13 protein-coding genes and 1 other RNA gene are annotated in these 12,510 nt (G+C 71.2%); 3 read left to right on the forward strand and 11 right to left on the reverse strand.

Going from position 1 to position 12,510, the window contains the following annotated elements; genetic code table 11:
* Window positions 1-44: 44 nt before the first annotated feature.
* A complete protein-coding gene (locus C5708_RS16680; RefSeq protein WP_242922851.1) occupies window positions 45-395 on the forward strand; it encodes a hypothetical protein in 351 nt (116 codons plus the stop codon).
* A gap of 20 nt (window positions 396-415) precedes the next feature.
* On the opposite strand, the gene def is transcribed toward C5708_RS16680, so the two are convergent.
* From def to C5708_RS16715, 7 genes are all read right to left on the reverse strand, one after another.
* A complete protein-coding gene (gene def / locus C5708_RS16685) occupies window positions 416-934 on the reverse strand; it encodes a peptide deformylase (protein ID WP_242922853.1) in 519 nt (172 codons plus the stop codon).
* 14 nt (window positions 935-948) lie between these two features.
* The gene (locus tag C5708_RS16690) at window positions 949-2,247 is read right to left on the reverse strand and encodes a DNA recombination protein RmuC (protein ID WP_242922854.1); all 1,299 of its coding nucleotides are present in this window, start codon (window positions 2,245-2,247) and stop codon (window positions 949-951) included.
* A gap of 60 nt (window positions 2,248-2,307) precedes the next feature.
* Window positions 2,308-2,922: a recombination mediator RecR gene (recR, locus tag C5708_RS16695; protein ID WP_242922855.1), complete on the reverse strand. Its 615-nt coding sequence runs from the start codon at window positions 2,920-2,922 to the stop codon at window positions 2,308-2,310.
* A 7-nt stretch (window positions 2,923-2,929) separates the two neighbouring features.
* On the reverse strand, window positions 2,930-3,250 hold the full coding sequence (locus C5708_RS16700; RefSeq protein ID WP_242922856.1) for a YbaB/EbfC family nucleoid-associated protein: 321 nt from the start codon (window positions 3,248-3,250) through the stop codon (window positions 2,930-2,932).
* 150 nt (window positions 3,251-3,400) lie between these two features.
* On the reverse strand, window positions 3,401-5,251 hold the full coding sequence (locus C5708_RS16705; protein WP_242922857.1) for a DNA polymerase III subunit gamma/tau: 1,851 nt from the start codon (window positions 5,249-5,251) through the stop codon (window positions 3,401-3,403).
* Window positions 5,252-5,410: 159 nt separating this feature from the next.
* Window positions 5,411-5,506: signal recognition particle sRNA small type (gene ffs, locus C5708_RS16710), an RNA gene on the reverse strand.
* Between the two features lie 83 nt (window positions 5,507-5,589).
* On the reverse strand, window positions 5,590-6,636 hold the full coding sequence (locus C5708_RS16715) for a 2'-deoxycytidine 5'-triphosphate deaminase (RefSeq protein ID WP_242922858.1): 1,047 nt from the start codon (window positions 6,634-6,636) through the stop codon (window positions 5,590-5,592).
* A gap of 328 nt (window positions 6,637-6,964) precedes the next feature.
* Between C5708_RS16715 and metZ the strand changes: the two genes are divergently transcribed.
* A complete protein-coding gene (gene metZ / locus C5708_RS16720; protein WP_242922859.1) occupies window positions 6,965-8,149 on the forward strand; it encodes an O-succinylhomoserine sulfhydrylase in 1,185 nt (394 codons plus the stop codon).
* Window positions 8,150-8,162: 13 nt separating this feature from the next.
* Entirely contained in the window at window positions 8,163-8,594 is a 432-nt protein-coding gene (apaG, locus tag C5708_RS16725; protein WP_242922860.1) for a Co2+/Mg2+ efflux protein ApaG, read from the forward strand.
* Window positions 8,595-8,598: 4 nt separating this feature from the next.
* On the opposite strand, the gene C5708_RS16730 is transcribed toward apaG, so the two are convergent.
* From C5708_RS16730 to argF, 4 genes are all read right to left on the reverse strand, one after another.
* On the reverse strand, window positions 8,599-9,006 hold the full coding sequence (locus C5708_RS16730) for a DoxX family protein (RefSeq protein WP_242922862.1): 408 nt from the start codon (window positions 9,004-9,006) through the stop codon (window positions 8,599-8,601).
* A 96-nt stretch (window positions 9,007-9,102) separates the two neighbouring features.
* Complete coding sequence (locus C5708_RS16735; RefSeq protein ID WP_242922864.1) at window positions 9,103-10,008, reverse strand: Hsp33 family molecular chaperone; 906 nt, start codon at window positions 10,006-10,008, stop codon at window positions 9,103-9,105.
* A gap of 111 nt (window positions 10,009-10,119) precedes the next feature.
* Window positions 10,120-11,496, reverse strand: a complete 1,377-nt coding sequence (gene mgtE / locus C5708_RS16740; protein ID WP_242922866.1) for a magnesium transporter — start codon at window positions 11,494-11,496, stop codon at window positions 10,120-10,122.
* A gap of 74 nt (window positions 11,497-11,570) precedes the next feature.
* Window positions 11,571-12,506, reverse strand: coding sequence for an ornithine carbamoyltransferase (gene argF / locus C5708_RS16745; RefSeq protein ID WP_242922868.1), 936 nt, complete (start codon window positions 12,504-12,506; stop codon window positions 11,571-11,573).
* Window positions 12,507-12,510: the final 4 nt, after the last annotated feature.

The following is a 12,510-nucleotide window of genomic DNA, read 5'->3' on the forward strand; positions in this document are numbered from 1 at the left end:
AGCCGGCCCGTCTCCGTGTTCCGTCGGGCGAAACGGAGAACCCCATGCGCAAGACCATCGTCCTCGCCCTCGTCGCCGCCGGCCTGTCGACGGCCGCCTGCAGCAAGTCCGACCAGAAGCAGGTGGCCCAGGACGTCAAGGCCGCCGGCCAGGACCTCGGCGAGGCGGCGAAGAACACGGTCGACAACGCCAAGAACAGCGACGCCCTGTCCGGCGCCAAGGACCAGACCCAGGCCGCCGCCCAGGACGCCAAGGATGCGGTCCAGGAAGGCGCGGCCAAGGCCAAGGCCGGCGCGCGCGAAGCCGGCCGCCAGATCGGCGACGCGGCCAAGGACGCCGCCGCCGACGCGCGTCAGAGCGCGCGCGACCTGAAGGAGAAGACCGAAAAGAACTAGCCGGCCGGGGCCGGCGGCCGTCAGGCGGCGCTGCGCACCAGCTTCTTGACCTTCTGGACGGCGCGGTCGCGCTTCAGGCGCGACAGGTAGTCGATGAACAGCACGCCTTCGAGATGGTCCATCTCGTGCTGGATGCACACGGCGAAGAGGCCCTCGGCCTCTTCCTCGACCTGTTCGCCCTGATAGTTCAGGTAGCGGACGCGGACGCGGGCCGGACGGTCGACCTCGTCGTAGATCTCGGGGATCGACAGGCAGCCCTCCTCATAGGGAAGGGTGTCTTCGGAACGCCAGAGGATCTCGGGATTGACGAAGTAGCGCGGCTGCTTGTCCTCGCCCTCGCGGGCAAGGTCCATGACGATCACGCGCTTGGCCACGCCGACCTGGATCGCCGCCAGGCCGATGCCGGGGGCGTCGTACATGGTCTCCAACATGTCGTCCATCAGGGCGCGCAGGTCGTCGTCGACGCGCGCCACCGGTTCGGAGACTTGCTTGAGGATCGCGGCATGGTCCGCGACGGTGAGGATTTCACGAATGGCCATGATGCGCAGGTAGTTTAGCCAATCCCGACCGTCAAGGTGGGTTTCTCGTCGGCGCGCGGCTCGGCCGCCAGTTTGACCAGCGGCCGGGTGTGGGCGTCGAGCACGGGGGCCTCGGCGATCGGCTTGTCGGCCTGGGCGGCGGACAGGGCCTCGAAACGGCGGGCCTGGGTCAGGACGTTGCGCTCCAGCGAACCGGCGAAGTCGTTGTAGCGCTCGACCGCCCTGTCGAGCGCCCCGCCCAGCTCGAAGGCGTAGCGGGCGATGACCCCGACCCGCTTGTGCAGTTCACGGCCGGCCTCGACGATCTCGCGGGCGTTGGCGGCCTGGTCCTCGGCCCGCCAGCCATAGGCGACGGCGCGCAGCAGCGGGAACATCGCCGTCGGCGTGACGATGGCCACCCGCCGCTCCCAGGCCTCGGCGACCAGCGTGGGATGGCGCTCGACCACGCTGGCGAAGGCGCTCTCCAGCGGCACGAACATCACCACGATGTCGGGCGAGCGGCTGACCGGCGGCTTGTCGAACTGCGCCCAATAGGCCCTGGACGACAATTGCTGGACGTGGCGGCGCATGGCCTCGACATGGGCCTTGACCGCCGCTTCGCGGGCCAGGTCGTCGGTCGCCTCCAGCGAGGCGAGATAGTCGTTCAGCGACACCTTGGAATCGACGACGAACATCCCGCCGCCGGGCAGGCGCACCACCACGTCGGGCCGGCGGGCGCCGTCCTCGCCCGCGGCGTGGACCTGTTCCTCGAAATCGACCCCGGCGCGCAGCCCGGCCATCTCGAGCACGTTGCGCAGCATCTGCTCGCCCCAGCGCCCCTGCACGCCCGGCGCGCGGCGCAAGGCCGCCGACAGCTTCTTGGCCTCGTCCTGGGTGGCGATGGAGGCCTGCATCAGGGCCTCGATCTGGGCCTTGAGCCCGCCCTGCTCCGCCGCCCGCTGCTGCTCGACCAGACTGACCTGGGCGGCGAACTTCTCGAGGGTCTCGGCCACCGGCTTGAGCTGGGCCTCCAGCTTGGCCTGGTTGAGGCGGTCCTGGGCCTGGAAGCTTTCGGTGGCCCGCTTGACCAGCTGGTCGGCGACGGCCTGGGCCTGCTCGACGGCGTGGGCGCGCAGGCGCTCGCCATTGGCGGCGTTCTCGCCCTCGGCGTGGCGGGCCCGGGCCTCGGCCTCGACCAGACGGTCGTTCAGCTCCCACAGCCGGGCGTCGGCGGCGTCGGCTCTGCGGCGCTCCATCAGCGCCCAGGCCAGCATGGCGGCGGCGGCCAGGCCGCAGACCAGGGCGACGAGCAGGAAAGGATCGGAACCGTTCATGCTCCGTTCCGTACCAGGAGTCGGCTTCGGCGAAAAGTTATGGTCGAGCCAGGGCTTGCCTCAGGCCGGGCGGCGGGCGCGCAGCGCCTGGGCGATGGTGCCGTCGTCGAGCCAGTCGAGTTCGCCCCCGACCGGCACGCCCCGCGCCAGCATGGTCACGGCGACGCCCGAGGCGGCGAGGCGTTCGGCGATGTAGTGGGCGGTGGTCTGGCCGTCGACCGTGGCCGGCAGGGCCAGGATCACCTCGCGCACCGGCTCGGCGGCGGCCTTGTCCTCGGCGCGGTGGATCAGCTCGCCGATGCGCAGGGCGTCGGGCCCGCGCCCGTCCAGGGCCGACAGCAGCCCGCCCAGCACGTGGTAGCGCCCCCGGAAGGCCCCGCCCCGCTCCATGGCCCACAAGGCGCCGACCTCCTCGACCACGCAGATCAGGCCGCCGTCGCGCGAGCGGTCGGAACAGACCGCGCAAGGGTCGGTGGTGTCGAGCGCGCCGCAGACCCGGCACGCCCTCACCCGCTCGGCCGCCTCGCCCATGGCCTGGGCCAGCGGCAAGAGCAGCTGGTCCCGCCGCTTCAGCAGGGCCAGAGCCGCGCGACGCCCCGAGCGCGGGCCCATGCCCGGCAGCTTGGCCAGCAGCGCGATCAGGCGCTCGATCTCGGGTCCGGCGGAGGCGGGCAAGGCGTGGCTAGAACTTGGGGAAGCCGGGCATGCCGGCCAGCGGGCCGGCGACCTGCTTCATCGCCTCGGCCTGGGCGGCGTCGAGCTTCTTCTTGGCGTCGGCGTGGGCGGCGACGATCAGGTCGGCCAGCACCTCGCCCTCGCCGGGCTTGAGCAGCTCCTCGTCGACGACCACGCCCTTGAGCTCGCCCGAGCCTTGCAGGGTCAGCTTGACCATGCCGCCGCCCGAGCTGCCCTCCACGGCGGTCTCGGCCAGCCGCGCCTGGGCGTCCTGCAGCTTCTGCTGCATGGCCTGGGCCTGTTTCATCAGGGCGTCGAGGTCTTTCATGTCGGACTCCGTCTTATCTGGTCCTCTCCCGCAATGCGGGGAAGGGGGACCACGCGCAGCGTGGTGGAGGGGGAGGGACTGGGCTCGGAGCTGGCGGACGCCCCCTCCACCGCTTCGCGGTCCCCCTCCCCCATTGCAATGGGGGAGGACTTAGTCGTCATCGTCTTCACCAGCATCCGCGACGCCTTCGCCGGCCGCGGGCGCGACCGGGGCGACCAGGGTGCGCACGCCGACGATCTCGGCGCCGGGGAAAGCCTGCATCACCGCCTGCACGAAGGGATCGGCCTCGATCTGACGGCGGGTCTCCTGCTTCTCGCGCTTCTCGCGCTCCCAGGCGCTTTCGGCGCCGCCGCCGCCCTGGGCCGCCACTAGCCATTGCTGCCCGGTCCATTCCTTCAGCCGCGCCACCAGGCGCTGGGCGAGGTTGACCGGCGCGCCGGGGGCCGGCTCGTATTCGATGAGGCCGGGGCGGACGCTGATCGGCCGCACGAACCGCTCGACGTCGAGCCGCAGGCCGATGTCGCGCCGCTCGGCGATGAGGCGCATGACGTCGTCGAAGGTCTGCAAGGTCGGTTGCGGAGCCGCCGCCGCGGCCTGGGGCGCAAGCACGCGGGCCGCGGCGCTGACGCCGCCGCCTCCCCCGCCGCCCGGCGCGGACGCGCCGCCCGATCCGCCGCCTGGGCCTGCGCCGACCGGCTCGCCCGATTGCAACTTCTTCAGCGCCTCCTCCGGCCCCGGCAGGTCGGCGGCGTAGCACAGGCGGATGATGGCCATCTCCACCGCCGCCATCGGGTCGGGCGCGCGGCGGGTCTCGTCATGGGCCTTGAGCAGCATCTGCCAGACCCGCGCCAGCGTGCCGGCCGACACCGCCGCGCCCAGGGCGGCCAGCCTGGCCGACTGGTCCTTGGGCAGGGTCAGGGCGTCGGGCCCCAGGGCCTTGGCCACCGAAGCGCCGTGGCAATGGTCAAGCAGGTCGAGCATCACCTGCACCGGGTCGGCGCCGAAGCCGTAGAGGGCGCGGAAGGTCTCCAGCGCCGCCGGCGTCTCGCCGCGCATGGTCTGCTCGAACAGGGCGATGGTCTGGGCGCGGTCGGCCAGGCCGAGCATGTCGCGCACCACGCCTTGCGTCACCGCCTGGCCGCGCTCGGCCTGGACGATGGCCTGGTCGAGCAGGGACAGGCTGTCGCGCACGGAACCTTCGGCGGCGCGGGCGATCAGGGCCAGGCCGTCGGTCTCGACCAGGGCGTGCTCGACCTTGCAGATGCGCTCCAGGTGCCCCATCAGCACGTCCGGCTCGACCCGGCGCAGGTCGAAGCGCTGGCAGCGCGACAGGATGGTCACCGGCACCTTGCGGATCTCGGTGGTGGCGAAGATGAACTTGGCGTGCGGCGGCGGCTCTTCCAGCGTCTTCAGCAGGGCGTTGAACGCCGCCGTCGACAGCATGTGCACTTCGTCGATGACATAGACCTTGTAGCGCGCCTCGACCGGGGCGTAGCGCACGCTGTCCAAGAGCTCGCGCATCTCGTCGACCTTGGTGCGCGAGGCGGCGTCCATCTCCAGCACGTCCATGTGCCGGCCTTCGATGATGGCGCGGCAGTGCCGGCCCTCGGACGACAGGTCGACCGTGGGGCCGTGGACCGTGTCGCTCTCGTAGTTCAGCGCGCGGGCCAGCAGGCGGGCGGTGGTGGTCTTGCCGACCCCCCGCACGCCCGTGAGCATGAAGGCGTGGGCGATCCGCCCCGTGGCGAAGGCGTTCTTCAGCGTGCGGACCATGGCCTCCTGGCCGATCAGGTCCTCGAAGGTGCGCGGGCGGTACTTGCGCGCCAGCACCTGATAGGCGGCGCCGTCGGCGGCGGGAGCGGTTTCGGGCAGGGACGGGGCTGACGGCGCCGGCGGCGCGCCGCCGAACATGTCGGACGTGTTCTCGTCGCGTTCGACCACATCCTGCGGATCGACGTCGAACGGAGGATCGGTGTCGAACGGAGGGTCGGTGTCCATCATGCCGGTGTTCAAATCCGCCGCTCGCTCCCCGCGCGGGCGGAGCTCCAAGGTCTCTTATCGTAGAGCGGGGCGCGACTCGAAAAAAGCCTGCTCGCCCGCTTTCACGGGGCCCTCGCCCGAAAAGGGGGGGCCGCAAACGGGGCTACGAAATGGGGAGAAGGTGGAGACCGGCGACGACCCGGAGCGAAACTCGTTGTGGCTGCTGCCTTCCGGCCCTGACCAGATTGGCGAGGACTCCGCCCATCACCGATCTCCGAGGCCTATATCGCGGTTCGGGACGCCGGATGCAAGGGCGCAGGCCAAGCCCTCCCCCATCGCGATGGGGGACGACCGAAACGTCACCAGGGCTGGAAGTGCTTGGACAGCTTCAGGCCCTGGCGCTGATAGTGCGAGCCGTTTTGGCCGTAGAGGCGCACCGGCCGGGCGGTCAGCGGTTCATAGACCAGGCGCGCGACGGTCTGGCCGTCCTCGAGCAGGAACGGGGTTTCGTGGCTGCGCACCTCGAGCACGCCCTTCGAGCCGCCGCCGTGCGCCTCCTCGGTGCCGAAGCCCGGATCGAAGAAGCCGGCGTAGTGGACGCGGAACTCGCCCACCGACGGGTCGATCGGGGTCATCTCGGCCGCCTGCATCACCGGGATCTCGACGTCCTCCTTGGAGGCCAGGATGTAGAACTCGCCCGGATCGAGCAGCAGCTCGCCGCGGCGCGGCTCCAGCGGCTGCCAGAAGTCGCGCGGGTCATGGCCCTCGATGTGGTCGAGATCGACCACCGGCGCATGGCGGCGGGCGCGGAAGCCGGCGACGTCGCCGGTCAGGTCGACGCCGACGCTGCGCACGCCCAGGACCGGCGAGGCGCCGCTCTTGAACCGCATCTGGTTGAGGCGGGTGCCGGGCCGCACCAGCACCGAGAAGGTCTGCGGCGCGATCTCCATGTAGAGCGGGCCGTCATAGCCCTCGGCCACGTCGTCGAAGGCGGCGCTGCGGTCGGTCAGGCAGCGCACGAACACGTCGACCCGGCCGGTCGAGCTTTTCGGATTGGCGCGGCCGCTGACGCCCCGGGGCAGCTTCAGCCGCTCCTGCAGTTCGGCGATGTAGACGCAGCCGCGCTCCAGCACCGCCCCGCCCTTGGCAAGGTCGATCTCGTGCATGGCCACGTCGGCGATGCGCTCGCGCACCGTGCGGCCGAGGCCCGGCAGGAACGAGGCGCGCACCCGCCACACCCGCGCGCCCAGCCGCAGGTCGAGGCTGGCCGGCTGCACCTGGTCGACGTCGAACGGCGTCGACGCGGTCACGGCGCCCTGCGCGATCAGCCCTTCGATGGCCTGGCAGGGCAGGATGCCCAGGGGCGCGGCGTCGGGAGCGGCGTCGGCGGATCGAGCGGGAGTCATCGTCAAATCGGCGTCCAATGGGGGCGGCCTCATACGGAGGCCGCGCTGGGAATGGGGCGCGCCGACGAGCCGATGGCGGAGGAAAGGCGGCGGCTGGCCACAAAGACCCCTTACGGGTTCGCGAAAGGGCCGCGAACACTGCCCAAGGCGCGGCTTTCTGACAAGGGGGCTCAAATTGGGCGTGTACGCGCTTGACCCGCGGGCCGCGCCTCCTTTTGATGCCGGCCCCTGCTGCGGGACGGGACGCGGTCGCGCGCCCTCCCCGCCAAGCCGGTGAAGCGTCGCGGGTGAAATGGGTTCGCCGCGGCGGCGCGTCTGGAGTTGCGTGATGTCCGAAGATCCGACCCGCTGGGAGCCCGCCACCCGCCTGATCCGCGGCGGGCTGATGCGCAGCGAGCACGGGGAGACGGCCGAGGCGCTGTTCCTGACCCAGAGCTTCGTCTACGACTCGGCCGAGGGGGCCGACGCGCGGTTCGCCGGCGACCAGCCGGGCTTCGTCTATTCCCGCTACGCCAACCCCACCGTCAAGATGTTCGAGGACCGGCTGGCCCTGCTGGAAGGCGCCGAGGCCTGCCGGGGCCTGTCGTCGGGCATGGCCGCCGTGCACATGGCGCTGATGGGCCTGCTGCGGGCGGGCGACCACGTCGTCGCCGGCCGCGCCCTGTTCGGCTCCAGCCGCTGGATGCTCAACGAATGGCTGCCGCGCTTCGGCGTCGAGGCGACCACGGTTCCCGGACCGGACGTGGCGGCCTGGAAGGCGGCCGTGCGGCCGAACACCAAGGTGTTTCTGGTCGAGACCCCGGCCAACCCGCTGCTGGAGATGACCGACATCGCCGCCGTCAGCGCCATCGCCAAGGAGATCGGCGCCAAGGTGGTGGTGGACAACGTCTTCGCCACGCCGATCTTCCAGAAGCCGCTGGAGCTGGGCGCCGACGTCGTCGTCTATTCGGCGACCAAGCACATCGACGGCCAGGGCCGGGTGCTGGGCGGGGCGATCCTGTCGACCCAGGCCGAGATCGACGCCAGCTATCGCGACCCGTTCCGCCACACCGGCCCGGCCCTGTCGCCGTTCAACGCCTGGGTGCTGCTCAAGGGCCTGGAGACGCTGGACCTGCGGGTGCGCCGCCAGACCGAGACCGCCGCCGCCCTGGCCGACCTGATCGCCGACCACAAGAAGGTGACGCGCGCCTTCTATCCGTTCCGCGCCGACCACCCGCAGCACGACGTCGCCAGGAAACAGATGAGCGGCGGCGGCAGCCTGATCGCCTTCGACCTCGGCAGCCGCGAGGCGGCGTTCCGCTTCCTCAACGCCCTGGAGATCGTCGACATCTCCAACAACCTCGGCGACGCCAAGAGCATGGCCACCCATCCGCCGACCACCACCCACCGCTCGGTGCCCGAGGACCAGCAGCGCGAGATCGGGCTGACCCCCGGCGCGGTGCGCATCTCGGTCGGGCTGGAGGGCCTGGGCGACCTGTCGCGCGACATCGCCCGCGCCCTCGACGCGGCCTAGGATGGAGACGCGCATGAGACGCATCCCTCGTCGCACCCGCAAGGAAAACCCCGTCTACGAAGCCAAGACGCGGGATGTCCTCGTGCGGGTGGTCGCCAACTACGTGGCCGACCAGTCCGAGCCCGACGAGGGCCGCTTCATGTGGGCCTACATGGTCGAGATCGAGAACCACGGCTGCGAGACCATCCAGCTGATCTCGCGGCGGTGGACCATCGTCGACGCCCTCAACCGGGCGCAGGAGGTGTCTGGGGCCGGCGTCGTCGGCGAGCAGCCGGAGCTGAAGCCGCGCGAGGCCTTCCGCTACACCTCGGGCTGCCCCCTGCCGACCTCGTCGGGCACCATGCGCGGCGTCTACCAGATGCTGACCGAGGAGGGCGACCTGTTCGAGGCCGAGATCCCGGAGTTCTCGCTGCACCTGCCCGGCGCGCCGCGCCGCCTCAACTAGGTCGTCAGGCCGCGCGCCAGGGCGCCAGGGCGCGCAGACGCGGATCGCGCAGCCACAGGCCGCCCCACATGAACGCGCCCAGATAGACCCCGAACAGGATGTGGCTGAACAGCGGATCGTCGATCCGCACGTGGGCGGCGGTGGCCCCGCCCAAGACGCCGGTCATCAGCACCGCGCCCAGCACGGCCGTGCGCGGGAACAGGTAGAGCGCCACGAAGACCAGCTCCATGGCGCCGATCCAGAACCCCTCGCCCCGGGTCCAGCCCAGGACCGCCATGGTCTGGTCCACCACCGGCAGGCGGATCAGCTTGATGACCACGTCGAACAGCATGAACAGGCTGAACAGGCCGCTGAGGACCCGTCCGGTCCAGAGGGCGGCGGAGCGGGCGGGCGTGGAAGCGGCGGCGGTCATGGCGGGGTCTCCTGGGCGATGCGTCGGCGTCGATCCCAGGACGATCATCACGGCCGCGTCCCGACACGCGGCCGCCGTTTTCTTGCCGGCGCGGCGTCAGTCCACCGCTTCGGGCGACAGGTCGTAGACCCGCGAGCAGTACTCGCAGGTGACGCGGATGCGGCCGTCGGCCTCGACCATGCCCTCGCGCTCCTCGGCCGGGAACGACTTGAGCACCGAGACGATGCGCTCGTGCGAGCAGCGGCAGAAGGCGCGCAGCGGCTTGGCCTCGAACACCCTGACGCCGTCCTCGTGGAACAGCCGCCACAGCAGGGTCTCCGCCGAGATGGTCGGGTCGATCAGCTCGTCCTCGCCGAGGGTCTGGAACAGGGCCTGGGCGGTCTCCCAGGCGTCCTCGGTCTCGCCCCGCGCGGCGTCGCCGGCGATGTTCTGCAAGATCACCCCGCCCGCGCGCCAGCTCGGCGCGGCGTCGGTCTGCACCTGGCCCACGGCCAGGCGCACCCGCGTCGGCGTCTGTTCCGACTGGGCGAAATACTGCTCGGCGCACAGGGCCAGGGTCTCGCCCTCGATAGCGGTGACGCCCTGGTAGCGGTCCATGTCCGGACCCTGGTCGACGGTCATGATGAACACGCCGTCGCCCAGCAGGGTGCGCGCGCCGGGCCGGGCGAAGCCCTTGGAGACCTCGGCCACCCGATCGGCGTCGTAGCGGCAGTAGCCGCGCAGCGCGCCCTCGGTGTCGTAGTCGACCACCACGAAGGCCACCGGGCCGTCGCCCTGGGCCTGGACGATCAGACGCCCCTCGAACTTGAGGCTGGCGCCGACCAGGGCGGCCAGGGCGCAGGCTTCGCCCAGCAGGTTGGCCACCGGCTCGGGATAGTCGTGGCGGGTCAGGATCTCGTCCACGGCCGCGCCCAGCCGCACGACGCGGCCCCGGACGGGCTGGTTCTCGATCTGGAAGGCGGCGACGAAATCGTCGGCGGACGGGGCGGCGAGGTCGGTCACGATGATGCTCTATGGGCGGCCGGTCGACGGCGTCGGCCGGCCCGCTCGGACGAGGGAATGGGCGGGAGGCCGCAATATAGGCGCCCCGCCGCGTCAATGCGAGACGCCGCCCTAGAGCAGCGTGCCGCGCAGGAAGATCAAGGCCACGCTGAAATAGATGACGAGGCCGGTGACGTCGACCAGCGTGGCCACGAACGGCGCCGAGGCGCTGGCCGGGTCGAAGCCCAGGCGCTTGAGCAGGAAGGGCAGCATCGAGCCGCTGAGCGAGCCGAAGGTGACGATGCCGATCAGCCCGACCCCGACCGTCGCCGCGATCAGCATCCAGTGCGGGCCGTAGTCGTAGATGCCGATCAGTTGCCAGGCGGCGATGCGGGCCACGCCCAGCGCGCCGAGGATCGAGCCGAGCATGATCCCGGTCGGCAGCTCGCGCAGCGCCACCCGCCACCAGTCGCGCAAGCGAACCTCGCGCAGGGCGATGGCGCGGATCAGCAGCGAGGTCGCCTGCGATCCGGAATTGCCGCCCGAGCTCATGATCAGCGGGATGAACAGGGTCAGGACGATGGCCTTCTCCAGCTCGTCGGCGAAATGCTGCATGGCGCTGGCGGTCAGCATCTCGGAGATGAACAGCGCGCACAGCCAGCCGGCCCGTTTGCGGATCATGTCCAGGAAGCCGATCTGCATGTAGGGCTCGTCCAGCGCCTCCATGCCGCCCAGCTTCTGGACGTCCTCGGTGCCCTCCTCGACGATGGCGTCGATGACGTCGTCGACGGTGACGATGCCCAGCACCCGGTCGGCGGCGTCGACCACCGGCACGGCCAGCAGGTCGTACTTGGTGAACAGGCGGGCGACCTCTTCCTGGTCCATCAGGCCCGAGACCGTCACCGGCTTGCGCGGCGGCGCGGCGGTCAGGATCGAGGCGTCGGGCTCGCCGGTGATCAGCCGCCGCAGGGTGACGGTCTGCACCAGGGCGCTGGTGGCCGGGTCGAGCACGTAGATGGCGTAGACCGTCTCGCGCGTGCGTTCGACATGGCGGATGTGGTCGAGGGTCTGGGCCACCGTCCAGCCGGCGGGAACGCTGACGAACTCGGTGGTCATCAGCGCGCCGGCCGTGCGCGGCGGATAGGCCAGCAGTTGCTGGACCTCGCTCTTGGTGACCAGATCCAGCCGCTGCATCAGCTGCGAGCGGACAGGCTCCTCCAGGTCGCGGAACACCTCGGCCGTGCGGTCGGCCGACATGCCGGCCAGGAGATGGGCCGCCCGGTCGGCCGGCAGCGCCGCCACCAGCTCGGCGGCGGCGTCCAGCTCCGGCTGGTCCAGCACCTCGACGGCGCGCTCGTCCGGCAGGCGCGACAGCACGTCGACGGCGGTGCGCAGCGAGACCGCGTTCAGCCGCTCGACGATGTCGGCGACGTGCTCTTCGTTCAGCAGGGCCGGGGACAGCACGGTCGCGCCGTGGTCGTCCTTGGGCGATCGATGGATGCCGTCCATGTCGTCACCTCCCAGCCAAGGCCGTCTTCGACGTCCCCGGCGGCGGCGTCAAGGCCGCCGGGTCCGGCCGGCGCTCACCCCAGGCGGCCGAAGCACCAGGCCATGATCGCCTTCTGGGCGTGGATGCGGTTCTCGGCCTCGTCCCAGACCAGCGACTGCGGCCCGTCCATCACCGCGTCGGTGACCTCCTCGCCGCGGTGGGCGGGCAGGCAGTGGAGGAACACCGCGTCCTTGGCGGCCAGGGCCATCAGCGCCTCGTCGACCTGATAGGGCTCCAGCGTCGCCAGGCGCTCGTCGTGGTCGACGTCGCCCATCGACACCCAGGTGTCGGTGACCACGCAGTCGGCCCCCTCCACCGCGGCGCGCGGATCGTCGGTCATCTCGACCTTGGCGCCCTGTTCGGCCGCGCGGGCCAGGTCGACCAGGTCGGGATGGTAGACCGCCGGGCAGGCGATGTTCAGCTTGAAGCCGAGCAGGGTGGCGGCGTGGATGAAGCTGGCGCAGACGTTGTTGCCGTCGCCCACCCAGGCGATGGTCCGCCCCGCCACCAGCCCGCGATGCTCCTCGAAGGTCTGCAGGTCGGCCATGATCTGGCAGGGGTGGCTCTTGTCGGTCAGGCCGTTGATCACCGGCACGCTGGAATACTGCGCGAAGCGCTCCACGTCCTCGTGATGGTTGGCGCGGATCATCACCGCGTCGACCATGCGCGACAGCACCCGGGCCGTATCCTCGATCGGCTCGCCGCGGCCGAGCTGCATGTCCGAGGCGGTGGCGATGATCGACGCCCCGCCGAGCTGGCGGATGCCGGCGTCGAACGAGAAACGGGTGCGGGTCGAGTTCTTCTGGAAGATCATGGCCAGGGTCTTGCCCTTGGCCGGCGCGTCGGCGTCGACCTCGGCCTGGCCCCGGCCGGCGCGGGCGGCCTTGCGGGCCTTGGCGTCGTCGAGGATGGCGCGCAGGGTCGGCGCGTCCAGCCGCCAGATGTCGAGGAAGTGTCTGGGTTGGGTCATCAGG

Origin of the sequence: Caulobacter sp. CCUG 60055, assembly GCF_022750545.1 — a bacterium.
GTDB lineage: Bacteria > Pseudomonadota > Alphaproteobacteria > Caulobacterales > Caulobacteraceae > PUIC01.

What these genes read in the sequence shown, in the direction of transcription:
- C5708_RS16680 (WP_242922851.1), top strand. Translation starts at nt 45, where the DNA reads ATGCGCAAGACCATCGTCCTCGCCCTCGTCGCCGCCGGCCTGTCGACG.
- def (WP_242922853.1), bottom strand. Translation starts at nt 934, where the DNA reads ATGGCCATTCGTGAAATCCTCACCGTCGCGGACCATGCCGCGATCCTC.
- C5708_RS16690 (WP_242922854.1), bottom strand. Translation starts at nt 2,247, where the DNA reads ATGAACGGTTCCGATCCTTTCCTGCTCGTCGCCCTGGTCTGCGGCCTG.
- C5708_RS16700 (WP_242922856.1), bottom strand. Translation starts at nt 3,250, where the DNA reads ATGAAAGACCTCGACGCCCTGATGAAACAGGCCCAGGCCATGCAGCAG.
- C5708_RS16705 (WP_242922857.1), bottom strand. Translation starts at nt 5,251, where the DNA reads ATGATGGACACCGACCCTCCGTTCGACACCGATCCTCCGTTCGACGTC.
- C5708_RS16715 (WP_242922858.1), bottom strand. Translation starts at nt 6,636, where the DNA reads ATGACTCCCGCTCGATCCGCCGACGCCGCTCCCGACGCCGCGCCCCTG.
- metZ (WP_242922859.1), top strand. Translation starts at nt 6,965, where the DNA reads ATGTCCGAAGATCCGACCCGCTGGGAGCCCGCCACCCGCCTGATCCGC.
- apaG (WP_242922860.1), top strand. Translation starts at nt 8,163, where the DNA reads ATGAGACGCATCCCTCGTCGCACCCGCAAGGAAAACCCCGTCTACGAA.
- C5708_RS16730 (WP_242922862.1), bottom strand. Translation starts at nt 9,006, where the DNA reads ATGACCGCCGCCGCTTCCACGCCCGCCCGCTCCGCCGCCCTCTGGACC.
- mgtE (WP_242922866.1), bottom strand. Translation starts at nt 11,496, where the DNA reads ATGGACGGCATCCATCGATCGCCCAAGGACGACCACGGCGCGACCGTG.
- argF (WP_242922868.1), bottom strand. Translation starts at nt 12,506, where the DNA reads ATGACCCAACCCAGACACTTCCTCGACATCTGGCGGCTGGACGCGCCG.